Origin of the sequence: Streptomyces sp. NPDC052682, assembly GCF_040678435.1 — a bacterium.
Classification (GTDB): domain Bacteria; phylum Actinomycetota; class Actinomycetes; order Streptomycetales; family Streptomycetaceae; genus Streptomyces.
The window spans coordinates 18,549-42,038 of the sequence record NZ_JBFATS010000003.1; the positions used below are offsets into that span (position 1 = coordinate 18,549).

Annotated in this window: 21 protein-coding genes; 12 read left to right on the forward strand and 9 right to left on the reverse strand. The window is 72.8% G+C overall.

Features of this window, described 5'->3' with window-relative positions; translation table 11 throughout:
• Window positions 1-54: 54 nt before the first annotated feature.
• The 3 genes from AB0K80_RS04930 to AB0K80_RS04940 are packed head-to-tail and all read left to right on the forward strand — an operon-like array spanning window position 55 to window position 3,453.
• Window positions 55-1,416 (forward strand): FtsW/RodA/SpoVE family cell cycle protein, encoded by a 1,362-nt coding sequence (locus AB0K80_RS04930; protein ID WP_365665903.1) that lies wholly within the window; start codon window positions 55-57, stop codon window positions 1,414-1,416.
• A 25-nt stretch (window positions 1,417-1,441) separates the two neighbouring features.
• Window positions 1,442-2,899 (forward strand): penicillin-binding transpeptidase domain-containing protein, encoded by a 1,458-nt coding sequence (locus tag AB0K80_RS04935; RefSeq protein WP_365665904.1) that lies wholly within the window; start codon window positions 1,442-1,444, stop codon window positions 2,897-2,899.
• A gap of 44 nt (window positions 2,900-2,943) precedes the next feature.
• A complete protein-coding gene (locus AB0K80_RS04940) occupies window positions 2,944-3,453 on the forward strand; it encodes a DUF3291 domain-containing protein (RefSeq protein ID WP_365665906.1) in 510 nt (169 codons plus the stop codon).
• A gap of 79 nt (window positions 3,454-3,532) precedes the next feature.
• Here the strand turns inward: AB0K80_RS04940 and AB0K80_RS04945 are convergent, their stop codons facing one another.
• Entirely contained in the window at window positions 3,533-4,645 is a 1,113-nt protein-coding gene (locus AB0K80_RS04945; RefSeq protein ID WP_365665908.1) for a ferritin-like domain-containing protein, read from the reverse strand.
• 110 nt (window positions 4,646-4,755) lie between these two features.
• Between AB0K80_RS04945 and AB0K80_RS04950 the strand changes: the two genes are divergently transcribed.
• From AB0K80_RS04950 to AB0K80_RS04965, 4 genes are all read left to right on the forward strand, one after another.
• Complete coding sequence (locus tag AB0K80_RS04950) at window positions 4,756-5,694, forward strand: diiron oxygenase (protein ID WP_365665910.1); 939 nt, start codon at window positions 4,756-4,758, stop codon at window positions 5,692-5,694.
• A 107-nt stretch (window positions 5,695-5,801) separates the two neighbouring features.
• On the forward strand, window positions 5,802-6,452 hold the full coding sequence (locus AB0K80_RS04955; protein ID WP_365665911.1) for a TetR/AcrR family transcriptional regulator: 651 nt from the start codon (window positions 5,802-5,804) through the stop codon (window positions 6,450-6,452).
• Window positions 6,453-6,462: 10 nt separating this feature from the next.
• On the forward strand, window positions 6,463-6,774 hold the full coding sequence (locus AB0K80_RS04960; protein WP_365665912.1) for a hypothetical protein: 312 nt from the start codon (window positions 6,463-6,465) through the stop codon (window positions 6,772-6,774).
• Window positions 6,775-6,873: 99 nt separating this feature from the next.
• A complete protein-coding gene (locus AB0K80_RS04965) occupies window positions 6,874-8,055 on the forward strand; it encodes a C40 family peptidase (RefSeq protein ID WP_365665914.1) in 1,182 nt (393 codons plus the stop codon).
• On the opposite strand, the gene AB0K80_RS04970 is transcribed toward AB0K80_RS04965, so the two are convergent.
• The 5 genes from AB0K80_RS04970 to AB0K80_RS04990 form a co-directional block, all read right to left on the reverse strand.
• Window positions 8,019-9,281, reverse strand: a complete 1,263-nt coding sequence (locus AB0K80_RS04970; RefSeq protein ID WP_365665916.1) for a styrene monooxygenase/indole monooxygenase family protein — start codon at window positions 9,279-9,281, stop codon at window positions 8,019-8,021. The genes AB0K80_RS04965 and AB0K80_RS04970 overlap by 37 nt on opposite strands.
• Before the next feature lie 30 nt (window positions 9,282-9,311).
• Window positions 9,312-9,938, reverse strand: a complete 627-nt coding sequence (locus tag AB0K80_RS04975) for an ATP/GTP-binding protein (RefSeq protein WP_365666583.1) — start codon at window positions 9,936-9,938, stop codon at window positions 9,312-9,314.
• Window positions 9,939-10,341: 403 nt separating this feature from the next.
• Window positions 10,342-10,758 (reverse strand): DUF742 domain-containing protein, encoded by a 417-nt coding sequence (locus tag AB0K80_RS04980; protein WP_365665918.1) that lies wholly within the window; start codon window positions 10,756-10,758, stop codon window positions 10,342-10,344.
• Window positions 10,755-11,255 carry a roadblock/LC7 domain-containing protein gene (locus AB0K80_RS04985; protein ID WP_365665920.1) on the reverse strand — a complete coding sequence of 167 codons (501 nt, stop codon included), beginning with the start codon at window positions 11,253-11,255 and terminating at the stop codon, window positions 10,755-10,757. Before AB0K80_RS04985 ends, AB0K80_RS04980 begins: the two co-directional genes overlap by 4 nt.
• Window positions 11,252-14,077: a nitrate- and nitrite sensing domain-containing protein gene (locus AB0K80_RS04990; protein ID WP_365665922.1), complete on the reverse strand. Its 2,826-nt coding sequence runs from the start codon at window positions 14,075-14,077 to the stop codon at window positions 11,252-11,254. Before AB0K80_RS04990 ends, AB0K80_RS04985 begins: the two co-directional genes overlap by 4 nt.
• A 368-nt stretch (window positions 14,078-14,445) precedes the next feature.
• Here AB0K80_RS04990 and AB0K80_RS04995 point away from each other — a divergent pair, with 368 nt between their 5' ends.
• Window positions 14,446-15,231 (forward strand): protein phosphatase 2C domain-containing protein, encoded by a 786-nt coding sequence (locus AB0K80_RS04995; RefSeq protein ID WP_365665924.1) that lies wholly within the window; start codon window positions 14,446-14,448, stop codon window positions 15,229-15,231.
• A 35-nt stretch (window positions 15,232-15,266) separates the two neighbouring features.
• On the opposite strand, the gene AB0K80_RS05000 is transcribed toward AB0K80_RS04995, so the two are convergent.
• Window positions 15,267-15,761 carry a MarR family transcriptional regulator gene (locus tag AB0K80_RS05000; RefSeq protein ID WP_365665926.1) on the reverse strand — a complete coding sequence of 165 codons (495 nt, stop codon included), beginning with the start codon at window positions 15,759-15,761 and terminating at the stop codon, window positions 15,267-15,269.
• Between the two features lie 175 nt (window positions 15,762-15,936).
• Window positions 15,937-18,360, reverse strand: coding sequence for an endopeptidase La (gene lon / locus AB0K80_RS05005; RefSeq protein ID WP_365665928.1), 2,424 nt, complete (start codon window positions 18,358-18,360; stop codon window positions 15,937-15,939).
• Between the two features lie 186 nt (window positions 18,361-18,546).
• Between lon and AB0K80_RS05010 the strand changes: the two genes are divergently transcribed.
• Entirely contained in the window at window positions 18,547-19,221 is a 675-nt protein-coding gene (locus AB0K80_RS05010; protein ID WP_365665930.1) for a GNAT family N-acetyltransferase, read from the forward strand.
• On the opposite strand, the gene AB0K80_RS05015 is transcribed toward AB0K80_RS05010, so the two are convergent.
• Complete coding sequence (locus tag AB0K80_RS05015; RefSeq protein ID WP_365666586.1) at window positions 19,178-19,882, reverse strand: rhomboid-like protein; 705 nt, start codon at window positions 19,880-19,882, stop codon at window positions 19,178-19,180. The two genes, AB0K80_RS05010 and AB0K80_RS05015, sit on opposite strands and share 44 nt — an antisense overlap.
• A gap of 953 nt (window positions 19,883-20,835) precedes the next feature.
• Here AB0K80_RS05015 and AB0K80_RS05020 point away from each other — a divergent pair.
• The 3 genes from AB0K80_RS05020 to AB0K80_RS05030 all read left to right on the forward strand — a co-directional run bounded on the left by AB0K80_RS05020 (window position 20,836) and on the right by AB0K80_RS05030 (window position 23,487).
• Window positions 20,836-21,513 (forward strand): spermidine synthase, encoded by a 678-nt coding sequence (locus AB0K80_RS05020; RefSeq protein ID WP_365665932.1) that lies wholly within the window; start codon window positions 20,836-20,838, stop codon window positions 21,511-21,513.
• 124 nt (window positions 21,514-21,637) lie between these two features.
• The gene (locus AB0K80_RS05025; RefSeq protein WP_365665933.1) at window positions 21,638-22,378 is read left to right on the forward strand and encodes a response regulator transcription factor; all 741 of its coding nucleotides are present in this window, start codon (window positions 21,638-21,640) and stop codon (window positions 22,376-22,378) included.
• Window positions 22,375-23,487: a HAMP domain-containing sensor histidine kinase gene (locus tag AB0K80_RS05030; protein ID WP_365665935.1), complete on the forward strand. Its 1,113-nt coding sequence runs from the start codon at window positions 22,375-22,377 to the stop codon at window positions 23,485-23,487. Before AB0K80_RS05025 ends, AB0K80_RS05030 begins: the two co-directional genes overlap by 4 nt.
• Window positions 23,488-23,490 lie beyond the last annotated feature (3 nt).

Sequence of the window (23,490 nt, forward strand, 5' to 3'; positions counted from 1 at the left end):
CACGCGGGCGCGGCCGAGAGCACACAAAGCCTGCCATGTGGGTAGGTTCCGGACATGAGCAAGGCCGGAATCACCCTGGCGACGGCGGACCCTCCCGCGCGCGCCGTGCGCCTCCCCCGGCGCCGGGGCGTCGAACTCGCCCTCATCGTGCTGGCCGTCGTGCTGTCCGTGTACGGCTACTGCGCCGTCGGCCTGGCCAGGACCGGCTCCGTCCCGCCCGGCGCGGCCGGCTACGGCGCCGGACTCGGCGTCCTCGCCCTGCTGGCGCATCTCGCGGTACGTCTGCGCGCCCCCCACGCCGATCCCCTGCACCTGCCGATCGGCGTGCTGCTCAACGGCCTCGGGCTCGTCCTCATCTACCGGCTCGACCTGCAGACGCCGGGCGACCGCGCGGCCCCGGCCCAGCTGGTGTGGTCGACGCTGGGCGTGGCGCTGTTCATCGTCATCGTCCTGCTGCTGCGCGACCACCGGGTGCTCCAGCGCTACGCGTACGTCTGTGTGGCCGCCGCCCTCGTCCTGCTGACACTGCCGATCCTCTTCCCGGCGGTGAACGGCGCCCGCATCTGGATCCGGATCGCCGGGTTCTCCATCCAGCCGGGCGAGTTCGCCAAGGTGCTGCTCGCGGTGTTCTTCGCCGCCTACCTGGCCGCGAACCGCAGCGCCCTGGCGTACACCGGCCGGCGCGTCTGGAAGCTCCAGCTGCCCACCGGCCGCGTCCTCGGCCCGATCGTCGCGGTGTGGCTGGTCAGCGTCGGCGTCCTGGTCCTGGAGCGGGACCTCGGCACCTCGCTGCTCTTCTTCGGGCTGTTCGTGGTGCTGCTGTACGTCGCCACCGGCCGCACCGGCTGGATCGCCGTCGGCCTGCTGCTGGCGGCGCTCGGCGCGGTCGCGGTGGGCCGGCTGGAACCGCACGTGCACAGCCGGATCGACACCTGGCTGCACCCGTTCGCGTCGATCGCGGCCGGCGAGGGCCCCGGACAGCTCGCGCAGTCGCTGTTCGCCTTCGCGGAGGGCGGGATCCTCGGCACCGGCCTCGGCCTCGGCCACTCCGTCCTGATCGGCTTCGCCGTCAAGTCGGACTTCATCCTGGCCACGGCCGGCGAGGAGCTGGGCCTGGCCGGGCTGTCGGCGATCTTCCTGCTCTACGGGCTGCTGGTGGAGCGCGGCTACCGGGCGGGCCTGGCCCTGCGCGACCCGTTCGGGCGGCTGCTCGCCGTCGGGCTCGCCTCGATCGTGGCGCTGCAGGTGTTCGTCATCGCGGGCGGGGTGACGGGCCTGATCCCGCTGACCGGCATGGCGATGCCGTTCCTCGCGCAGGGCGGCTCGTCGCTGGTGACCAACTGGGCGATCGTGGCGCTGCTGGTGCGGGTGAGCGACTCGGCCCGGCGGCAGTACGACGGACGGGCCGTGGCATGACCGCCGACCGCGACCGGGAGGCCCGGTGACCCGCCACATCCGTCACGCCGCCGTCTTCTGCGGCCTGCTGCTGGTGGCCCTCCTGCTCAACGCCACCCGCGTCCAGGTCCTCCAGGCCGGGTCCCTCACCGGCAACACGGCCAACCGGCGCCCCGACATCGCCCGGTACGCCCAGCCGCGCGGCGACATCCTGGTCGGCGACCGGCCGGTCACCGGCTCCAAGGACAGCGGCGAGCAGCTCCGCTACGAACGGACGTACACCGACGGCCCGTTGTACGCGCCCGTCACCGGCTTCTCCTCGCAGCTGTACGGCACGACCCTGCTGGAGCACACCGAGGACGCCGTGCTGTCCGGCGCGGACCCGCTGCTCGCGCCGCTGCCGCTGTGGACCGACTTCACGCGCTCACGCACCCGGGGCGGGGACGTCGTCACCACCCTCCACCCGGCCGCGCAGCGGGCCGCGTTCAAGGGCCTGGCCGGCCGCAAGGGCGCGGTGGCGGCCCTGGAACCGTCCACCGGCCGCATCCTGGCCCTGGTCTCCGCGCCCTCCTACGACCCGGAGGAACTGTCCGGCAACGGGCCGGCCGAGGCCCGCTCCTGGAAGCGCCTGACCACCGACCCCGACAAGCCGATGCTCAACCGGGCGGTCCGGCAGACCTATCCCCCCGGTTCCACCTTCAAGGTCGTCACCACCGCGGCGGCCCTGGACGCGGGCGTGGTCAGGGACCTGGACGCACCGACCCGCTCCCCCGACCGCTACACGCTGCCGGGGACCAGGACGACGCTGACCAACGAGTCGCGGGGCTGCGCGGACGCCTCCGTGCGGGACGCCTTCACCTTCTCCTGCAACACGGTGTTCGCCAAGCTCGGCGTGGAGACGGGCGTCGCGGAGATGACGGCCACGGCGCACGCCCTGGGCTTCAACGACGGCCGTCTGCGCATCCCCTTCCGGGTGGCCCGCTCCACCTTCGACACCTCGGTCGACCGGGCGCAGCTCGCGCTGTCGTCGATCGGGCAGTACAACACGCGGGCGACGCCGCTGCAGATGGCGATGGTCGCCGCGGCCGTCGCCAACGGCGGGCAGCTGCGGCAGCCGTACCTGGTGGAGCGGACGCTGCGCTCGAGCGGGGTCACGCTGACGACGACCGGGCCGCTGCCGGTACGGCAGGCGATGTACCCCTCGACCGCGGCGCGGCTGCGCCGGCTGATGCGGGACGTGGTGGAGCGCGGCACCGGCACCCGCGCCGCGATCCGGGGCGCGATCGTCGGCGGCAAGACCGGCACGGCCCAGCACGGCCTGGGCAACTCCGGTGTCCCCTACGCCTGGTTCGTCTCCTGGGCGCAGGCCCGCGGTGAGCTGGAGCCGAGGGTCGCGGTCGCCGTGGTGGTGGAGGACGCGGAGGCGGACCGGGGGGAGATCAGCGGCGGCGGTGACGCGGCCCCCATCGCCCGGGCCGTCATGCGAGCGGTTCTCACCCCCTGAGACAGGGCTACCGGGCGCCGGGAACACCGACCTAACGTTCGGTCATGACTGAAGCAGCGGCCGCCTTCGAACTCGCCCAGGTCAACATCGCCCGCCTCAAGTTCCCGCTGGACTCCCCTCAGTTGAAGGACTTCGTCGACAACCTTGACCCCGTGAACGCCGACGCGGACGGGGCCGACGGCTTCGTCTGGCGCCTGCAGAGCGAGTCGGGCAACGCCACGGACGTCCCGGTCTTCGGCGACTCCTGGCTGATCGTCAACCTGACGGTGTGGCAGGACATCGACGCCCTGACGGCGTTCATGTACCAGGGCCGGCACCGGGAGATGCTGGCCCGCCGCCGCGAGTGGTTCGAGAAGATCCAGGAGGCGGTGACGGCCCTGTGGTGGGTCCCGGCCGGGCACCGCCCGACGGTGGCGGAGGCGGAGTCCCGCCTGCTCCACCTGCGCACCCACGGCCCCACACCGCACGCCTTCACCCTGCGCACCTCGTTCCCGCCCGGGGCGCCGGAGCCGGTGCCCGGCCAGGTGCCGGAGGGGCTGGGCTGCTCGGTCTAGCGGCGGCGGTTGATCGCACCGGCGGACGGACCCACTGCGCCCCCAGGGGAATGTGCCGTTCCGCCCGACGATCGGGGGATCAGCCCGTGAGGCGTTGGCCCTCCTCGATCGCCTCCGTCACCTCCGCCACCCGCTCCCGTTCCTCCGCCGCGAAGCGCTCCGCGTCCAGCTTCTCGGCGATCTCCTCGTCCTGGTGCATCAGCAGGTCCAGGTTGGAGTCGCCGAGCTCCAGGACGCCCATGTCGACGTAGGCCTGCTGGAGGCGCTTGCCCCACAGGCCGATGTCCTTCACGCACGGGACGATGCGGCTGAAGAGCAGCTTGCGGAAGAGGGCGAGGAACTCCGACTGCTCGCTGTAGGACTCGGCCTCGGCCTTCGGGATGCCGAAGTTCTCCAGCACCTCGACCCCGCGCAGCCGGTCCCGCATCAGGTAGCAGCCCTCGATGACGAACTCCTCGCGCTCGCGCAGCTCGGCGTCGGTGAGCTGGCGGTAGTAGTCGCGCAGGGCCATCCGGCCGAAGGCCACGTGCCGGGCCTCGTCCTGCATGACGTAGGCGAGGATCTGCTTGGGCAGGGGCTTGTCGGTGGTGTCCCTGATCATGCCGAAGGCGGCCAGGGCCAGTCCCTCGATGAGCACCTGCATGCCGAGGTAGGGCATGTCCCAGCGGCTGTCCCGCAGGGTGTCCGCCAGCAGGGACTGGAGGTTGTCGTTGATCGGGTACAGCATCCCGATCTTCTCGTGCAGGAAACGGCCGTAGATCTCGGCGTGCCGGGCCTCGTCCATGGTCTGGGTCGCCGAGTAGAACTTGGCGTCCAGGTCGGGCACCGACTCCACGATCCGCGCCGCGCAGATCATCGCGCCCTGCTCGCCGTGCAGGAACTGGCTGAACTGCCAGGAGGCGTAGTGCCGGCGCAGCTCCCCCTTGTCCTTCTCGGTCAGCTTCGCCCAGTGCGCCGTGCCGTACAGGGACATCGCCTCGTCCGGGGTGCCCAGCGGGTCGTACGGGTCGACCTCCAGGTCCCAGTCGATGCGCCGCTGCCCGTCCCACTGCTTGTCCTTGCCCTTCTGGTACAGGGCCAGCAGCCGGTCGCGGCCGTCGTCGTACTCCCAGCTGAAGCGGGCCGCACCGGAAGCGGGCACCTGCCACTGGGGGTCGTCCGGGGCGTCGGTGTACAGGTCGAAGGTCGGCATGCCTGGCAGGCTCACACGCGGTAGACGCCGGGTCAACAAGTCGCGCACAGCCGGGTCGAAGTCGTGCGCGGGGGATTGACGAGCTTGCTGACAAGCAGTCTCATAAGGCCATGACGACCCTCTCGGAAGCCGACGCGCTGGACGGACTGCGGGACGCGCTCGGCCTGCTCAAGGACCGCGAGCAGGTGGCCCAGCGGCTGCTCGACGCCTCCGCCCGGCACTCCTTCGACCCCGACAAGGAACTGGACTGGGACGCGCCCTTCGAGGAGGGCAAGTGGTTCTGGCCGCCGGAGCTGGTGTCGCTGTACGACACACCGCTGTGGCGGCGGATGGGTGAGGAGCAGCGTCTCCTGCTGTCCCGGCACGAGGCGGCGGCGCTGGCGTCCCTCGGCATCTGGTTCGAGATCATCCTGATGCAGCTGCTGGTGCGGCACATCTACGACAAGGCGGCGACCAGCGCCCACGTGCGCTACGCGCTGACCGAGATCGAGGACGAGTGCCGGCACTCGAAGATGTTCGCGCGGCTGATCTCGCACGGGGGTACGCCCTGGTACCCGGTCAGCCGGGTCCACCAGCAGCTCGGCCGTCTGTTCAAGACCATCTCCACCACGCCCGGTTCCTTCACCGCCACGCTGCTCGGCGAGGAGGTGCTGGACTGGATGCAGCGGCTGACCTTCCCGGACGAGCGGGTGCAGCCGCTGATCCGCGGGGTCACGCGGATCCACGTGGTGGAGGAGGCCCGGCACGTGCGCTACGCCCGTGAGGAGCTGCGGCGCCAGATGGTGACGGCTCCGCGCTGGTCCCAGGAGTTCACGCGGATCACCTCCGGGGAGTTCGCGCGGGTCTTCTCGGTCGCCTTCGTGAATCCGGAGGTGTACACGAACGTGGGGCTCGACCGGCGGGAGGCCCTCGCCCAGGTGCGGGCGAGCGGGCACCGGCGGGAGGTCATGCGCAACGGGGCGAAGCGGCTGACCGACTTCCTGGACGACATCGGGGTGTTGCGGGGGGTGGGGCGGCGGTTGTGGAGGTCGTCGGGGCTGCTGGCGTAGCGGTGGCGCGCGGCGGGCGGCCCGGGGGAAAGCCCGGGTGCCGGCGGTGGCGAGCTGCCCGGGCCGGGGGCGCCCGCCCTGCCCGCGGAGCGATTACGCTGCCTGGCATGACCCCCTCCGCCACCCCCGCCTACCGGCGTCTGAGCGTCGAGGAGCGCCGCAGCCAGCTGCTCGCCGCCGCGCTGTCGCTGTTCGCGCACCGGGCGCCCGAGGACGTGTCCCTGGACGACGTGGCGGAGGCCGCCGGGGTGTCGCGGCCGCTGGTCTACCGGTACTTCCCGGGCGGCAAGCAGCAGCTGTACGAGGCCGCCCTGCGCTCCGCCGCCGACGACCTGCGGCACTGCTTCGACGAGCCGCGCGAGGGCCCGCTCCTGCCCCGTCTGTCGCGGGCCCTGGACCGCTACCTCGCCTTCGTCGACCAGCACGACACCGGCTTCAGCGCCCTGCTGCAGGGCGGCAGCGTCGTGGAGACCTCCCGGACGACGGCCATCGTCGACGGCGTGCGCCGGGCCGCCGCCGACCACATCCTCAGCCACCTCGGCGTCGCCCGCCCCGGCCCCCGGCTGCGGATGACCATCCGGATGTGGATCACCGCCGTGGAGGCGGCCTCCCTCATCTGGCTCGACGAGGGCAAGCAGCCGCCCGCCGGCGAACTGCGGGACTGGCTCGTCGAGCAGTTCGTGGCCCTCCTGACGGTCACCGCGCGCCGCGACCCGCAGACCGGGGCGCTGGTGCAGGCCCTCGCCGAGGATGTCTGACACTGGTGCCGTGAAGAGCGAAGACACCCCCTTCGAGGGCGGCCCCATGGACGGCCGGGTGCTGCCCGTGCTGCTGGGGATGACCGGGCATCCGCCCAAGACGTACCGCATCCCGGTGCCGGACCCGCAGGGCGGGCCGCCCACCGTGCTCGTCTACCGGCGGGTGGCGAGGGGACAGAACAGACTCGGGCTCACGCAGGGCTGGAAGTACACGTACGACCCCGAAGGGGACACCGGCAGCCGCCTGCGGTGGCCGTGGTCCAGGCCCCAGGGCGGGCCAGGCGCCACGCCGGGCGGCAAGCCGGACGACGCGGACGGGTGACCCCGTTGCGCCGGACGCGCCCGCCCGGCGCGCGGGCCCGGCCCACCCGACTCATGCTCACGGTGCGCACACAGCGGCAGTCGCACCGGAGGTGATGGGGTGTCAGGAAGGCTCGCACGTCTGGCTCTGGCCTGCGCGGCGGTGGCGGCGGTGACCGGGACGGTGCTCGCGCCCGGGCCCGCCACCGCCGCCCCCGAGCCCGTCGACCGGCCCGTGGCCGAGCTGCTGACGGACCTTCAGCGGCTGTACCGCGAGGCCGAGAAGGCGACCGAGGCCTACAACGCCACCGAGGAGAAGCTGAACAAGCAGCGCGCGGCGACCCAGCGGCTGGACCGGGCCCTGGCCCGGGCCCGGCTCTCCCTGCACGACAGCCGGGGCGCCGCCGGCCGGCTCGCCCGCCAGCAGTACCAGAGCAGCACCGCCATCTCCCCGTACGTCCGTCTGCTGCTCGCCCGCGACCCGCAGCGCGCGCTCGACCAGGGGCATGTGATCGGGCAGGTGGCGCGGCGGCGGGCCGAGACGGTCGGCCGGCTCCAGGCCGGGGAGCGCAGGACCGCCGAGCTGGCCCGCGCCGCCCGCAGGGCACTCGACACCCAGCTCGCTCTCGCCGAGCGGCACCGCAAGCAGCGGGACGCCGTGCGCGAGCGGCTGCGGGACGTCGAGGAGCTGCTCGCCTCCCTCAGCCCCGACCAGCTCACCGCCCTCGCCGACCTCGAGAGGAACGGGACGGCCAGGGCGCAGCGGGCCTTGATGGCCTCCGGAGCGCTCGGCAGCCCGGCCACGCCACGCCATCCCTCCCGGCAGGGCGACCTCGCCGTGCGCTACGCCGTCGCCCAGCTCGGCAAGCCCTACGAGTGGGGCGCCGAGGGCCCGCAGGCCTACGACTGCTCGGGGCTGACCTTTGGGGCGTGGGCGCACGCCGGGACGCCGATCCCGCGCACCAGCCAGGAGCAGTGGAGGCGGCTGGAGCGCATCCCGCTGGACGAGCTCAGGCCCGGTGACCTGGTGGTGTACTTCCCGGAGGCCACGCATGTGGCGCTGTACCTCGGCGACGGCATGGTGGTCCAGGCGCCGCGGCCCGGCGCGCGGATCAAGGTGTCCCCGATCGCGGCCAACCCGGTGCTGGGCGCCGTACGCCCCGACCCCGGCGGGGAGCCCGTGCGGCAGTACGCGCCGCCGGAGCTCCCCGAGGGGGCGAGGGACGGATCCGACGTGGGACACGGCGGATCGGGACCTCAGGCGGACTACGCGGCGCCCGCGCCGGAGACCTCGGCGAGGTAGGCCTGGGTCTTGGCCGGGTCGTAGAAGTAGTTCTCGAAGTCGGCCGGGTCGTTGAAGCCGTTGGCGAAGCGGTCGGCGACCGGCTGGATCTCGCCGGCGGCGCCGATCAGGTTCAGCACGTGCTCGGGCGGCGGGGCGAGCATGGTGTTCGTCCACTTGGTGACGTGCCGGGCCGTCTGCCAGTAGCGGTCGAAGGTCGCCCGCATCCACTCCTCGTCGAACGGCTTGTCACCGTGCTCCAGGATCGAGGCGAGGTAGGCGGCGGCGCACTTGGACGCCGAGTTGGAGCCCTGGCCGGTGATCGGGTCGTTGGCGACGACCACGTCGGCGACGCCGAGCACCAGCCCGCCGCTGGGCAGCCGGCCGATCGGGTTGCGCACGGTCGGGGCGTAGCGGCCCGACAGGGTGCCGCCCGCGTCGGTCAGCTCGACCTTGGTGGCCCGCGCGTACTCCCAGGGCGTGTACCGCTCCATGAGTTCCAGGGTCAGGGAGAGGTGCTCGGCCGGGTCCTTGACGCCGTTGAAGACGTCGAGCGGGCCGCCGGGTATGCCCTCCCAGAACAGGATGTCGGCCCGGCCGGAGGTGGTCAGGCACGGCATCACGAACAGCTCGCCGACCCCGGGTACGAGGTTGCAGCGGACCGCCTCCCTGTCCGGGTGCTCGGGGCGCGGGCCCAGGCCGTGGACGTACGACACCGCCAGCGCCCGCTGCGGCTCGCTGTACGGGGAGCGCTCCGGGTCGCGGGCGAACATCTGCACCAGCTCGCCCTTGCCGGCGGACACCAGCACGAGGTCGTACGTACGGGAGAAGTAGTCCAGGTCGCCGACGGCCGCGCCGTGGATGACCAGCTGGCCGCCGCGCTGGGCGAAGGTCTCCATCCAGCCGGCCATCTTCACGCGCTGGTCGACGGACTGGGCGTACCCGTCGAGCGTGCCCACCCAGTCGATCGCGCGGGCCGCCGGGCCCTCGGCCCAGGAGCCGGGGGCGGCGACCGAGACGCCGAGTCCCTCGATCTTCGGGGCCTGGGACTCCCAGAAGTTCAGCTGGAGATCGCGCTCGTGCTGGAGGGCCGTGTGGAACATGCACTGCGTCGACATCACCCGGCCGGTGCGGATCTCGTCCGCGGTCCGGTTGGACATCAGGGTGACCTCGTACCCGTGCGACTGGAGGCCGAGGGCGAGCTGGAGGCCGGACTGGCCGGCTCCGACGACGAGTATCTTCCGCATGCGGGGTTTCTCCTAGGGGGACGGGGGTGCCTACTCGGGGGTCTCCTCGAGCGCGTGGGCCACCAGGGCCAGCAGGGTCTCGATGACCGAGATCCGGCGCCGCGCGTCCATGATCATGACAGGTATGTGTGACGGAATGGTGAGGGCCTCGCGCACGTCCTCGGGCTCGAACAGCTCGCTGCCGTCGAAGTGGTTGACGGCGACGACGTACGGCAGTCCGCAGCTCTCGAAGTAGTCCAGCGCCGGGAAGCAGTCCTTCAGCCGACGGGTGTCGGCCAGCACGACCGCACCGATCGCGCCGCGCACCAGGTCGTCCCACATGAACCAGAACCGCTGCTGGCCCGGCGTGCCGAACAGGTAGAGCACCAGGTCGTCGTCGAGCGTGATGCGGCCGAAGTCCATGGCCACGGTGGTGGTGAGCTTGCCGGGCGTGGCGGAGAGGTCGTCGGTCCCCTCGCTGGCCTCGGTCATCAGCGCCTCGGTCTCCAGCGGCGTGATCTCCGAGACGGCGCCGACCAGCGTGGTCTTGCCGACGCCGAACCCGCCCGCCACGACGATCTTCGTGGCGATCGGGGCCCGGGTGGTGTCCGTCTGCCAGGGCTGGAGGGTCTCCTCGGGCTCCACGGGCGCAACCAGCGGCGACCGCTGCGCCGGCACGGACTGCCTGACCGGCGGGGCGTGCGACCCGGCGGAACGCTGAGCCGGCGCGGCCGGCACGGCCCGGCCGGCCGACGGCCCGTGCCCGGACGGCCGCGCCTCGGTCGACCGCTGGGCCTGCACAGACCCCTGCGCCTCCGCCGAGCGCTGGGCCGGCGCGGACGGCTGCGCCTCGGTCAGCCGCTGGGCCTGCACGGACCCCTGCGACTCGTGCGACCGCTCGGCCGGCGCGGGCGAATGCGCCTGCCCCGAGCGCTCGGCCTGCACGGGCCGCTGCGGCTCCGTCGACCGGGAGGTCGGCGCAGACCGCTGCGGCTCCGTCAGCCGCTCGGCCCGCCGGGGTTGTGTGGGCGGTGCGGACTGTGGGGACCGCGGGGAGACACCAGAGACACCGTGAGCGGCGTCAGAGACGACGGAGTCCACTCAGCACCCTTTCCAGCAGCGCGCGGTCCGGCCGGCCCGTGCCATGGCCGGTTCCCGTTCCGTACACACGGATCTTTCCCTGGTCCGCGAGGTCGCTGAGGAGGACGCGGACCACGCCGAGCGGCATCTTCAGCAGCGCGGCGATCTCGGCCACCGTACGCATACGGCGGCACAGTTCGACGATGGCCCGCATCTCCGGCATGACCGCGTGGAGCGGCCCGCTCGTCAGTTCCTTGCGCTCCTCCGGGGCCTCCAGGGCCGCCGTGCTCGCCACGAACGTCTCCACGAGCAGGACGTGGCCGAAACGGGTCCGGCCGCCGGTGAGCGAGTAGGGGCGCACGCGGGCGGGCTTGCGGTCGCCGCCGCGGACCGGCAGCTTCTTCGGGGTACCGCTCATCGCGTGCTCCCCGTCGGCTCGGACTCCAGGGATTTCCGCAGCTCGTTGCGGAGTTCCGGCGTCAGGACGTGTCCGGCGCGGCCGACGAACAGGGCCATGTGGTACGCCACCACGCTCATGTCGCAGTCCGCGGAGCCGTGTACGCCGAGCAGCGAGCCGTCGCTGATCGACATCACGAACAGGCTGCCCTCGTCCATCGCGACCATCGTGTGCTTGACGCCGCCGAAGTCCATGAGCTTGGCGGCGCCGACGGTCAGGCTGCCGATGCCGGAGACGATGGTCGCCAGGTCGGCGGCGGAGCCCCGGGGGCCCCGTCGCGCTCCGCGGGCCTGGCGTGCCTCGTCGATGCGGCCGGGGTCCGAGGAGAGCAGCAGCAGGCCGTCGGAGGAGACCACCGCGACCGAGAGGATGCCGGGCACCTCCTCCACGAGGTTCGTCAGCAGCCAGTGCAGATTGCGGGCTTCACTGCTCAGTCCGAAGGTACTGGGCGCGGTCAACTGCTTGCCTCCTCGACTGTGCCCCCCGTGGCTTCTTCGGATTCTGCGGGTCCTGCGTACGGTGACTTGTTCTGGCCGGTCTTCTCGGCGATCTCCGCCTCTACGTCGCGGTAGCCGGCCTCCGCCCCCCGGCGGAAGCCGCCAAGGCGGCGGCGGAGGGCCTCAGCGTCGACGGACGCGGTCCGCTGGCGCGGGGCCTGGGTGGGGGTGCTGATCTTGGGGGTGCGCTTGGGGAGGCCCTTGTCGGTGACGCGTTCTTCCTCGTCGGGCGTGCGCGCGTGCTCCGCCTCGGCTTCTCCCCCGCTGGCACCGCCGGACGGGGCGGCCTCTTCCTGCTGCTGGGCAGGGATGAGGAGCTCCATCGTGGTCTCGGCCGGGGTCTGAGGCCGTTCTCCGGTCCGAGGCTGCTCTGCAGCCTCTGGCTCCCCGGTCTTCGGGCCCTCCTCGGTCTCGGGCCGCTGTCCCGCCTCGGGCCCTTCCCCGGACTCCGGCCCTTCTGCGGTCACAGGGCTTTCTCCGGCCTGCGGACCTGCTGCGTTCGCCGGGCCTTCGTCGTGCTCCCGTTCCTCCGCGGACTCCGACCGCAGGACCGCCTTCTCCGCCAGTGCCACCAGCGGATCCCCCTGCCCCGAACGACCGTGCAGGACGTTGGAGTTGGCCTCGGCGTCGGCGCCCGGCAGGGAGAAGGAGTGGGTGGTGCCGGAGACGGGGCCGGAGGACGGGACCGCCGCGGGCGGGGCGGGGGCCAGCAGGGACTGGGGCAGGACCACGACGGCCGCGACGCCGCCCTGCTTCTGCTCGCGCAGCTGGACGCGGATGCCGTGCCGGTGGGCGAGCCGGGCCACCACGTACAGGCCGAGACCGAGCCCGTCCTCGCCCTCCTGGTCGTAGGGGGACTCGGGGTCGAAGGCGGCGAGGCGGGCGTTGAGGCGCTCCAGCCGGTCCTCGGCCATGCCGATGCCCTCGTCCTGGACGGAGAGCATGACCTCGCCGTTCTCCAGCAGCCAGCCAGAGACCTCCACGGGCAGGTCGGGCGGGGAGAACGAGGTGGCGTTCTCCATGAGTTCGGCCAGCAGGTGCGAGAGGTCGTCCGCGGCGAACCCGGCGATGTGCGCGTGGGGCGGCAGCGCGGCGATACGGACCCGCTCGTAGCGCTCGATCTCGCTGACCGCGGCCCGGACGACGTCCACCAGCGGCACCGGCCCGGCGGCGTGCTGGACGTGGTCGTGGCCGGCGAGGACGAGGAGGTTCTCGCTGTGCCGGCGCATGACGGTGGCGAAGTGGTCGAGCTTGAAGAGGGTGGCGAGGCGGTCCGGGTCGTGCTCGCGTTCCTCCAGGCCCTCGATGACGGTCAGCTGCCGCTCCACCAGGCCGAGGGTGCGCAGCGCCAGGTTGACGAAGGTGCCGCCGATGGCCGCGCGCAGCCGCTCCATCTGCTCGGCGGCCTCGGCGAGTTCGGCGCGCAGCTCCTCGCGGGCGTCGGCCATCTTCTGCCGCTGGCCGACCAGGTGCTTGCGGTCGGCCTCCAGGGTGGTGACCCGCTCGGCGAGGGCGGCGGCGTGCGCGTGCAGCGCGTTGACGGACCGGACGACCTGGGCGAACTCGTCGTTGCGGCCGGTGAAGGTGACCGGCTCCTGCGCCGCCGGGTTCTCCGCCTCGGCGAGGCGGGCCGTGCCGCGGCGCAGGACGGACAGCGGCCGGGTGAGGGAGCGGGCCATGCCGGTGGCGACGCCGACGGCCAGCAGCATCAGGGCGCCCAGGATCGCGACGCGGATCTCCAGGGCGGTGACGTCGTCGTCGCGCAGCTGGGCGAGTTCCTTGGTGCGCTTGTCGTAGAGGGCGGACTCCACGCCGCGCATCAGGTCGACGCGGGCGGACAGCGCGGCCTCCAGCTTCTTGGGGCTGGTGGACAGGTCGCTGTCGGACAGCGTCGGCTGGTCGGTGAGGCGGGCCAGGTACTTCTCGGCCGAGTTGACCTCGGGGCCGGTGACGGTCGAGTCGTACGAGGTCCGGGCCGGCTTGGGCGCGGTGTCGCGGAAGTCGGCGAGGGCGGCGTCCGAGCGCAGCCGGGCCTGCTGGGCGGCCGCGGTCAGGGCGTCGCGCGTCCGGGCGTCGGCGGCCGAGGCGGTGGAGGTGGTGGCCGGCAGGCCGGTGACCGGGTCGATGACGGTCCGGGTGGCGCTCGGCACGTTGAGCGCCGCGAGCAGCAGTCCGCGGGCGGCTGCGGCCTGCTGGACGGCGGAGTCCAGTTCGGCCAGGGCGTACCCGCCGGAGCCCGCGCGCGGCGGCAGCTGCCGGGCCAGTTGCTCGGCGAGGCGGTGGAGTTCGGTGATGGCGGCCGAGTACGCCTGGTGGGCTTCCAGGGCGCTGGACTTGCCGGTGAGCGCCGCCCGGCGCACGGTGGCGATGTCGTCCAGGTCGGAACGGAGCGCGGCAGGGGTGTCGGAGTCGGCGCGCAGCTCCTCGACCTGCCGGTCCACGCGGGCGCTGTGCTGCTCCGAGGGTGCCTTGGCCTTCGGGCGGCCGGCCGCGATGTAGGAGGTGACCTCGTCGCGTTCGTCGGCGAGGGAGTGGGCCAGCGCGAGGGCGTCCTGGGTCTGCTCGGCGAGCGTCACCAGGTCCTGGCTGTCCTTGAGCTGCCCGGAGGCGGCGAGGACGGAGGGCGCGCCGGCTCCGGCGATCGCGGCGGCCACCACGGCCACGGCGACGATCAGCCGGTTGCGCACGTGGGTCGGGCGGCCCGTTCCGGTGAGGGGCGTCTGCTCGGCGCCCTGAGCGGGGGCCGTCTGCTTGCCTGTGCGACGAGGCCGCGTCTTCTGCACCGGTGCTCGCATTCCTGACTCGTGTACCCATGGGCCCGGGTGACGCACCGTCAACTGGCGTGCACTCCAGGTACTGTTCCCGACCCTCCCAGTACCGGTGGGCAGTGAGCGTGCATCACCTGACCCGCCACCCGAAGGAGTGAACATCGGAGGGGAGTTGAGGGGCAAGTTCCCCTGGCTTGTGCGAAGGCCTTGTGCGACAGGCCGGTTGGACGTCGGCGGCGGCCGGTGGCAGTATTCGCCGTCACGCTTTCCCGGAAGACGCCATTCCCTCCCAAACCAGGCGTCTGACCTGCGAGGCTGCACCCGTCCGGCGACCGATGCGGGCCTTTTGCGGACCGTGTGAAGGGCTCGTGCAGACTGGCCGGATGCGTACTGAGCTTGTTTCGGACCCCGGCGCGCCGGACCGGCCCAACGAGGACTTCGCGAGTGTCGGGGTACCGGCCTGCGGACAGGGCGGTTCGCTGGTCGTGCTGGACGGTGTGACGCCGCCGAAGGGCGATACGGGCTGTCTGCATTCGGTCCCCTGGTTCACCTCACGGCTCGGCGGGGCGCTGACCGAACTGACCGTTTCACTCCTGGATGTTCCGCTGGCCGAGGCCTTGTCCCGTGCCCTCGCGCGTACCGCCGAGACACATGCCGCAACCTGTGACCTTTCTCACCCCCGAACACCGCAGGCGACGGTGGTCCTGGCCCGCTGGTCCGCGGACCTGCTGGAGTACCTCGTCCTGTCCGACTCGGCCCTGCTGATCGAGTCACCCGGCGGCGCGGTCACGCCCGTCCTGGACGACCGCCTGGCCCGTCTGCCCCGCGCGGCCCTGGCCACGGACGCCCTGGTGGACGCCACGGTCCGCAACAAGGAGGGCGGCTTCTTCACCGCTGCGGCCGATCCCTCGGTGGCGGCCCGGGCGGTGACGGGCGTCGTGCCACGTGCCGAGGTCCGTGCCCTGGCGGCCCTGACGGACGGCGCCGCCCGCTGGGTGGAGACCTTCGGCGAGGGCGACTGGACCGACTGCTTCACCCTCCTGCGCAAGGAGGGCGCGCGGGCCCTGGTGGACCGGGTCCGGGCGCTGGAGCGGGCGGACGCGGACCGGGTGCGCCTGGGCAGGAGAAAGCGGCACGACGACGCGACGGTGGTGTACGTCGAGCCGTAGGGGGCGCTCCGGGACCACGTCCGTGGCCGCGGAGGCTACTTCTCCGTCCCCCGGTTCAGCTGGTGCAGCAGCCGGGCCAGCTCGACCACCTCGCGGGGATCCCAGTCGGCCAGCCGGCGGGCGTAACGGGCCCGGCGCGCCTCACGCACCCTGCGTACCCGCTCCTGCCCCTCCGGGGTGAGGGCGATCAGCCAGGCCCGCCCGTCGGCGGGGTCCGGCTCGCGGGCGACCAGGCCGAGCTCCTCCAGCGCCCGCAGCTGCCGCGACATCGTGGCCTTGCCGACGCCGATGTAGGCGGCCAGCCCGGTGGCCCGCTGCGGTCCGCCCTCGTCCAGCCGTACCAGAAGCCCGTACGCGGACGGCTCCAGGTCCGGGTGGACCTCGCGGGCCATCTCGCCCTGGTTGGCGCGGGCGCGGCGCAGCAGCACGGTCAGCTCGCGCTCCAGCGCGAGGAAGCCGGGCTGCTCCACGTCGCTGGTGGACACGCCGGACTCGACTCGCGCTCCCCCGCCGTTTGCGTCCTGGTGCACGTCAGCCCCTGCCTCGGTTCTTCCCGGTCATGAAGAATTCTCCGCCACGCGCCCTCACCGCCGCAGCTCGGCAAGTATTCCGCAGGTCACGCCCCGCCCCCGAGGGGGGCGCCGCACGGCGAAGGCCCGGGCCTCCCTCACGGGACCCGGGCCTTGCCTCATCCGGAGGCCACCGTCACGCCGCCACCGGAACCTCCGGCGCCGCGCCGTTCGTGGCCGGCGCGAGGGCCAGCTCCAGGACCTGGCGGACGTCGGTGACGGTGTGGACGTCGAGCTTGTCCAGCACCTCGCCCGGGACGTCGTCCAGGTCGGGCTCGTTGCGCTTGGGGATGATCACGGTCGTGACGCCCGCCCGGTGGGCGGCGAGCAGCTTCTGCTTCACGCCGCCGATGGGCAGCACCCGCCCGGTCAGCGAGACCTCGCCCGTCATCGCCACGTCCGTGCGGACCAGCCGGCCGGACAGCAGCGAGGCGAGGGCCGTCGTCATCGTGATGCCCGCGCTCGGGCCGTCCTTGGGCACGGCGCCCGCCGGGAAGTGGATGTGCACGCCCCGATCCTTCAGGTCGCCCACCGGCAGCTCCAGCTCGGCGCCGTGCGAGCGCAGGAAGCTGAGCGCGATCTGCGCCGACTCCTTCATCACGTCACCCAGCTGCCCCGTCAGGGTCAGCCCGGCCGCGCCCGTCTCGGGGTCGGCCAGCGAGGCCTCGACGTAGAGCACGTCGCCGCCCGCGCCGGTGACCGCGAGGCCGGTCGCCACGCCCGGGACGGACGTCCGCCGCTCGGCCGGGTCCTGGGCGGACTCGGGCACGTGGTGCGGCCGGCCGATCAGCCCGCGCAGGTCGCCCGCGGTGACGGTGAACGGCAGGTCCCGCTCGCCCAGTTCGTGCTGGGCGGCGACCTTGCGCAGCAGCCGCGCGATGGACCGCTCCAGGTTGCGCACCCCCGCCTCGCGTGTGTACTCGCCGGCGAGCTTGCGCAGCGCGCCCTCGTCGATGGTGACCTCGTCCTTCGCGAGTCCGGCCCGCTCCAGCTGGCGCGGCAGCAGGTGGTCGCGGGCGATGACGATCTTCTCGTCCTCGGTGTAGCCGTCCAGGCGGACGATCTCCATCCGGTCGGCCAGCGCCTCCGGGATGGCCTCCAGGACGTTGGCGGTGGCGAGGAAGACGACGTCCGACAGGTCGAGCTCGACCTCCAGGTAGTGGTCCCGGAAGGTGTGGTTCTGCGCCGGGTCCAGGACCTCCAGCAGGGCGGCGGCCGGGTCGCCCCGGAAGTCCGAGCCCACCTTGTCGATCTCGTCGAGCAGCACGACCGGGTTCATCGACCCGGCCTCCTTGACGGCCCGGACGATCCGGCCGGGCAGCGCGCCGACGTACGTACGCCGGTGTCCGCGGATCTCCGCCTCGTCCCGGACACCGCCGAGCGCGACCCGGACGAACTTGCGGCCCATGGCGTGGGCGACGGACTCGCCCAGGCTGGTCTTGCCGACACCGGGCGGGCCGACCAGCGCGAGCACCGCGCCGCCGCGCCGCCCGCCGACGACCCCCAGCCCCCGCTCGGCACGCCGCTTGCGCACCGCCAGGTACTCGGTGATCCGCTCCTTGACGTCCTGAAGGCCGGAGTGCTCGGCGTCGAGGACCGCCTTGGCGCCCTGGATGTCGTAGGCGTCCTCGGTGCGCTCGTTCCACGGCATCTCCAGGACCGTGTCGAGCCAGGTGCGGATCCACGAGCCCTCGGGCGACTGGTCGGAGGCGCGCTCCAGCTTGTCGACCTCCTTCAGGGCCGCCTCGCGGACCTTCTCGGGCAGGTCGGCGGCCTCCACGCGGGCGCGGTAGTCGTCGGACTCCTCGCCCTCCTTCTCGCCGTTGAGCTCGCGCAGCTCCTTGCGTACGGCCTCCAGCTGACGGCGCAGCAGGAACTCGCGCTGCTGCTTGTCGACGCCCTCCTGGACGTCCTTGGCGATGGACTCGGCGACGTCCTGCTCGGCCAGGTGGTCGCGCAGCTGCTGGGTGGCCAGCTTCAGGCGGGCGACCGGGTCGGTGGTCTCCAGCAGCTGGACCTTCTGCTCGGTGGTCAGGAACGGCGAGTAGCCGGAGTTGTCGGCGAGCGCGGAGACGTCGTCGATGGCCTGGACGCGGTCGACGACCTGCCAGGCGCCGCGCTTGCGCAGCCATGCCGTGGCCAGGGCCTTGTACTCCTTGACCAGCTCGGTGACATGTCCCGGCAGCGGGTCCGGCACGCGCTCGTCGATGGCCGTGCCCTCGACCCACAGCGCCGCACCCGGGCCGGTCGTACCGGCCCCGATCCTCACCCGGCCACGGCCGCGGATCAGCGCGCCGGGGTCGCCGTCGGCCAGCCGGCCGACCTGCTCCACCGTGCCCAGGACGCCGGTGCCGGCGTACGTCCCGTCGATGCGCGGCACCAGCAGCACCCGGGGCTTGCCCGCAGCGGCCTTGGCGGCGGCCTGCGCGGCCTCCACCGCCGCACGCACCTCGGAGTCGCTCAGGTCCAGCGGAACCACCATCCCGGGCAGCACGACCTCGTCGTCGAGCGGCAGCACAGGCAGGGTGAGCGGTGTGTTGGCCGAGGACTCAGTAGCCATGATCTCCCCTTCGGCAGTCAAGTTGAGTTATGCCGACTCAATGCCCCTGAGCCACCGATTGTTCCCCTGACCGCGGCCTGGTGGTGTTCGCCGTGAGCGATCAGAGGAACGACAGGGGCGATCCAGCCCATAAGGTCACACCAGGTAATGACTGCATCTGTTCTGAGGCTATTACAAGGGGTGGCTGTGGAGGGCATCGTGCGGGCGTGGGTGGACGGGTGGGTCGTCTCGCGTGGGGCGGCTCCGCCCGTGGTCCAGCCCTGGGGTTGGACGATCGACGTCGGCACCGAGAGCCAGGTCACCCGGCATGTCTGGGGCTCGGTCGGCGGGGACGTCGACGAGGCGGCCGTAGGTGAGGTCGCGCGTGCGGTGACCGGGACCGGGGTGTGGCTGAAGGTGTGCCACGATCCGGCGGTGGTCGGCGGGTGGCTCGGTGCCGGCTGGTGGGTCGATCCGGAACCCGGCCATCTGATGACGGTGCCGCTGACGGGGGCCGGCGAGGCGCCGGACGAGCGGCCCTCTCTCCCCGCGGGTTACCGGTTGCGCACCTGGTCGCGGGGCGGCGTCGTCCGGGTGATGATCGCCGCGCCCGACGGCTCCTGGGCCGCGCGCGGCCAGATCGCCCCGACCGGGGCGACTGCGGTCGCCGACCAGGTCGAGACCTCTCAGGCGCACCGCCGCCGCGGGCTCGGCAGCGTGGTCATGCGGACGTTGCAGCGGGCGGCGGCCGAGCAGGGCGCGCAGACGGGGGTGCTGGCGGGCACCGAGGCGGGCCGCGCGCTGTACGAGACGCTGGGGTGGCGGGTCGTGGCGCCACTCACCAGCGCGAAGTTCGTGGGAGCGGAGCGGGCCGGCGCCTGAGCAGCGGCCAGGTCGCGACGCCGATGGCCAGGGCGATGAGGTGGCCCCAGTCCGTCATCGGGTCGGTGAAGGCGATCAGGTCCCGGACCAGCATCCCGGCGACGACGGCCAGCAGCGGCCACCGCAGCCACGGTGTGAGCAGCCCGGCCAGGGCGCCGGTGCCGGCGGCGACGCCGAAGCTGATGCCGAAGTCCATGCGGTGCAGGGAGCTTTCGGGGAGGTGCCCGGCCAGCACCGCGAGCCCGACGGGGACCTCGGTGGCGAGGGTGGCCAGGACGTGCCCCAGCAGGAACACGGCCGCCGTGTACCGTCCCCCGATCCGCCGCTCCAGCGCGGTCAGCACGAACAGGAAGCCGATCGCGTACGGCGAGAGGAGCCCGCCCGCGATCCACAGCGCGCTGGCCGGCAGGACCAGCAGGGGCGTCCGCACCAGGTGCGCCACGTCGGTACTGGAGGCCTGCTGGAGCGCGTGCACGAGGGCCGGGTGGGCCTGCGCGGCGACCAGGGAGGTCACCGCCAGGACGGCCGCGTAGGCGAAGGTGAACGGCGTCCCGGTGGGACTGGGCAGCACAAGCCACAGACGCGGCACGCGAACGCGGGCTGTACGGGCCCGGCCCCCGCACCGGTCGGTTCTCCCGGCGAGGCCCGGCGGAAGGACCACGGACTGCGCCCCGGCGGCCGACCGCGGCCTGACCGCCGACTCCGCCCCAGCGGCCGACTGCAGCCTGGCCGCCGACTCCAGCCCGGGTACGGACTCCGCCCCGGCCACCGATCCGGCCCCGGCCGCCGACGCCAGCCCGAGGCTCGACCGCGACCCGCCCACCTGCTCGGCCCCGACCACTGGCTTCCACCCCAGGGTCGACCGCGGCCCGACCATCGGCTTCCATCCGGCCACCGACTCCGCCCCAGCGGCCGCCTGCGGCTTGGCCGCCGACTCCATGGACTCCGCCCCGGCCTCCGGCACCGAGCCCGCCCCGGCCACCGCCTCCAGCCCGAGGGCCGACCGCGGCCCGCCCACCAGGCCCGCCCCCGCCACCGCCTCCAGCCCGGCCACCGTCCCAGCCCCGGCGTCCGACTCCCGCCCGGCCACCGGCTCCGACTCTGACCCGGCCCCCGACTCAGCCCCAGCGGCCGATGGCGTCCCGGCCCCCGACTTCACCCCGGGTACCGACTCCGCCCCAGCCACCGGCACCGAGCCCGCCCCCGCCTCCAGCCCGGCCACCGTCCCAGCCCCGGCGGCCCACTCCCGCCCGGCCACCGGCTCCGACTCTGACCCGGCCACCCGCCCCGGCCCGCTGTCCACTGGCTCCCGGCCGGCCCCTGCCGGCTCCCTCTGGCGGGGCACCCCGTCCAGCAGCCCTGTGGTGTCCGGAAGGGGCGTGGCCGCAGCCCCGGGTGTGGTCGACTCCTCGGCCGGCACGGTCCGTTCCACGCTGCGGCGCTCCTTCCGTCCCGCCCCACCCTTCGCTCCCTTTACCCCCCTGTCTGTGACCGACGCCACGCGAGGGTCGATTCTCAGCAACCTCTCAACTTCCCGGGCGGCACGCCCGGGCCGGACGATCAGGCGCGGAATATTCCGTGAAGCTTCCTTGGAGGTTCTGCCAGGATGCGCGTATGCCCACCTCGTACGAGCTTCCCGAAGTCCTGGACCGTCGCGAGGGCCCGCACGGCGAGGTCGTGCTGCGGCGGCACCGCGGTCTGCTGCAGATCATCGCGAACGGCTGCTTCCTGATGGACACCTCCGACGGCCGCTCCGAGCGCCGGCTCGTCGACGCCGCGCTCGATGCGCTGGACGGGCGCGCCAGGCCCGAGCTGCTGCTCGGCGGCCTGGGCGTCGGCTTCTCGCTCGCACACGCCGCCGCGAACCCCCGCTGGGGACGCATCACGGTCGTGGAACGCGAACGGGCCGTCATCGACTGGCACCTGGGCGGACCGCTGGCCGCCGTGACCTCTCGCGCCCTCGCCGACCCCCGCACCGACATCGCCGAAGCCGATCTCCTGACGTACGTCAATGAGAGATCCGCCACGTACGACGCGCTGTGCCTCGACATCGACAACGGCCCCGGCTGGACCGTCACCGAGAGCAACGGGCACCTCTACTCCTCCGCCGGACTGGCAAGCTGCGCAAGGGTGTTGAGGCCCGGCGGCGTGCTGGCGGTGTGGTCGGCCGAGCCGTCTCCGGAATTCGAGGAATGTTTGCGGAATGCCGGGTTCCAGCAGGTGCGTACCGAAGAGATCCCGGTTGCCCGGGGCGTTCCCGACGTGGTGCATCTCGGCGTCCGACCTGGATAGCAAAGGCGTACTGACTGCCCGTACGCTGCTGCCCTGACGCCGATCATTCAAGCGTCAATCGCAACCATGCGCAGACCGAGGAATCACCCCACTGGTTCCGGATACAGCACCTCAGGGGCGGGCGATGGAGCAGACACACACCTCCCACAACGCAACGGCGGCGGCTACCCCGGGCGCACAGCGCCGGGTCCTGGTGGTCGAGGACGACGCCACGATCGTGGACGCCATCGCGACCCGCCTGCGCGCCGAGGGATTCCTGGTGCAAACGGCGGGCGACGGCCCGTCCGCCGTCGACACGGCAGAGGCCTGGCAGCCCGACCTGCTGATCCTGGACATCATGCTGCCGGGCTTCGACGGCCTGGAGGTGTGCCGGCGTGTGCAGGCCCAGCGGCCCGTGCCGGTGCTGATGCTGACCGCGCGCGACGACGAGACCGACATGCTGGTCGGCCTCGGTGTCGGCGCCGACGACTACATGACCAAGCCGTTCTCGATGCGGGAGCTGGCCGCCCGGGTGCACGTGCTGCTGCGCCGCGTGGAGCGGGCGGCCCTGGCCGCCGCGACCCCGCGCAGCGGCATCCTGCGCCTGGGCGAACTGGAGATCGACCACGCCCAGCGCCGGGTGCGGGTGAAGTCCGAGGACGTCCACCTGACGCCCACCGAGTTCGACCTGCTGGTGTGCCTGGCCAACACCCCGCGCGCGGTGCTCTCCCGCGAGCAGCTGCTGGCCGAGGTGTGGGACTGGGCGGACGCCTCCGGCACCCGGACCGTCGACAGCCACATCAAGGCGCTGCGCCGCAAGATCGGCGCCGAGCGGATCCGTACCGTGCACGGCGTCGGCTACGCCCTGGAGACGCCGACGCCATGAGCCCCGGGCCGGCCGGACGGAGAAGCCCCGGGGAGCCGGAACCCTGGGGCGGCGTACGCCCGTTCTCGATCAAGACCAAGCTGACCGTCCTCGTGGTGATCTCGGTGCTGATCACCACCGGGCTGTCGATGATCGCGGTGCACACCAAGACGGAGCTGCGCTTCATCACGGTGTTCTCCATGATCGCCACCCTGCTCATCACGCAGTTCGTGGCGCACTCGCTCACCTCGCCGCTGGACGAGATGAACACCGTGGCCCGGTCCATCTCGCAGGGCGACTACACCCGCCGGGTCAGCGAGAACCGCCGTGACGAACTGGGCGACCTGGCCCAGACGATCAACGTCATGGCCGACGAGCTGGAGGCCCAGGACCAGCAGCGCAAGGAGCTGGTGGCCAACGTCTCGCACGAGCTGCGCACGCCCATCGCGGGCCTGCGGGCGGTGCTGGAGAACATCGTCGACGGGGTCACCGAGGCCGACCCGGAGACCATGCGGACGGCCCTGAAGCAGACCGAGCGGCTGGGCCGGCTGGTGGAGACGCTGCTGGACCTGTCCCGCCTCGACAACGGCGTCGTGCCGTTGAAGAAGCGGCGGTTCGAGGTCTGGCCGTACCTGTCGGGGGTGCTCAAGGAGGCCAACATGGTCGCCTCCGTGCGGGCCGGCATCGCGACCGGCTCGGGCAGTCACACCCGTACGGACGTCCATCTGCACCTGGACGTCTCCCCGCCCGAACTGACCGCGCACGCCGACCCGGAGCGCATCCACCAGGTCGTGGCCAACCTCATCGACAACGCGGTCAAGCACAGCCCGCCGCACGGCCGGGTGACGGTCAAGGCGCGGCGTGGACCGCAGCCGGAGTCGCTGGAGCTGGAGGTCCTGGACGAGGGCCCCGGCATTCCCAAGTCCGAGTGGCACAAGGTCTTCGAGCGGTTCAACCGGGGCAGCAACGGCCGGCCGCAGGGGCCCGGCAGCGACGGCGGCACGGGTCTGGGCCTGGCCATCGCCCGCTGGGCGGTGGATCTGCACGGCGGCCGGATCGGAGTGGCCGAATCCGAGCGGGGTTGCCGGATTCTTGTCACTCTTCCGGGACTGCCTTCCGTGCCAAGTTGACGT

What these genes read in the sequence shown, in the direction of transcription:
- AB0K80_RS04970 (WP_365665916.1), bottom strand. Translation starts at nt 9,281, where the DNA reads ATGCGGAAGATACTCGTCGTCGGAGCCGGCCAGTCCGGCCTCCAGCTC.
- AB0K80_RS05025 (WP_365665933.1), top strand. Translation starts at nt 21,638, where the DNA reads ATGGAGCAGACACACACCTCCCACAACGCAACGGCGGCGGCTACCCCG.
- AB0K80_RS04945 (WP_365665908.1), bottom strand. Translation starts at nt 4,645, where the DNA reads ATGCCGACCTTCGACCTGTACACCGACGCCCCGGACGACCCCCAGTGG.
- AB0K80_RS04980 (WP_365665918.1), bottom strand. Translation starts at nt 10,758, where the DNA reads ATGAGCGGTACCCCGAAGAAGCTGCCGGTCCGCGGCGGCGACCGCAAG.
- AB0K80_RS04950 (WP_365665910.1), top strand. Translation starts at nt 4,756, where the DNA reads ATGACGACCCTCTCGGAAGCCGACGCGCTGGACGGACTGCGGGACGCG.
- AB0K80_RS04995 (WP_365665924.1), top strand. Translation starts at nt 14,446, where the DNA reads ATGCGTACTGAGCTTGTTTCGGACCCCGGCGCGCCGGACCGGCCCAAC.
- AB0K80_RS04930 (WP_365665903.1), top strand. Translation starts at nt 55, where the DNA reads ATGAGCAAGGCCGGAATCACCCTGGCGACGGCGGACCCTCCCGCGCGC.
- AB0K80_RS05030 (WP_365665935.1), top strand. Translation starts at nt 22,375, where the DNA reads ATGAGCCCCGGGCCGGCCGGACGGAGAAGCCCCGGGGAGCCGGAACCC.
- AB0K80_RS04955 (WP_365665911.1), top strand. Translation starts at nt 5,802, where the DNA reads ATGACCCCCTCCGCCACCCCCGCCTACCGGCGTCTGAGCGTCGAGGAG.
- AB0K80_RS04940 (WP_365665906.1), top strand. Translation starts at nt 2,944, where the DNA reads ATGACTGAAGCAGCGGCCGCCTTCGAACTCGCCCAGGTCAACATCGCC.
- AB0K80_RS05020 (WP_365665932.1), top strand. Translation starts at nt 20,836, where the DNA reads ATGCCCACCTCGTACGAGCTTCCCGAAGTCCTGGACCGTCGCGAGGGC.
- lon (WP_365665928.1), bottom strand. Translation starts at nt 18,360, where the DNA reads ATGGCTACTGAGTCCTCGGCCAACACACCGCTCACCCTGCCTGTGCTG.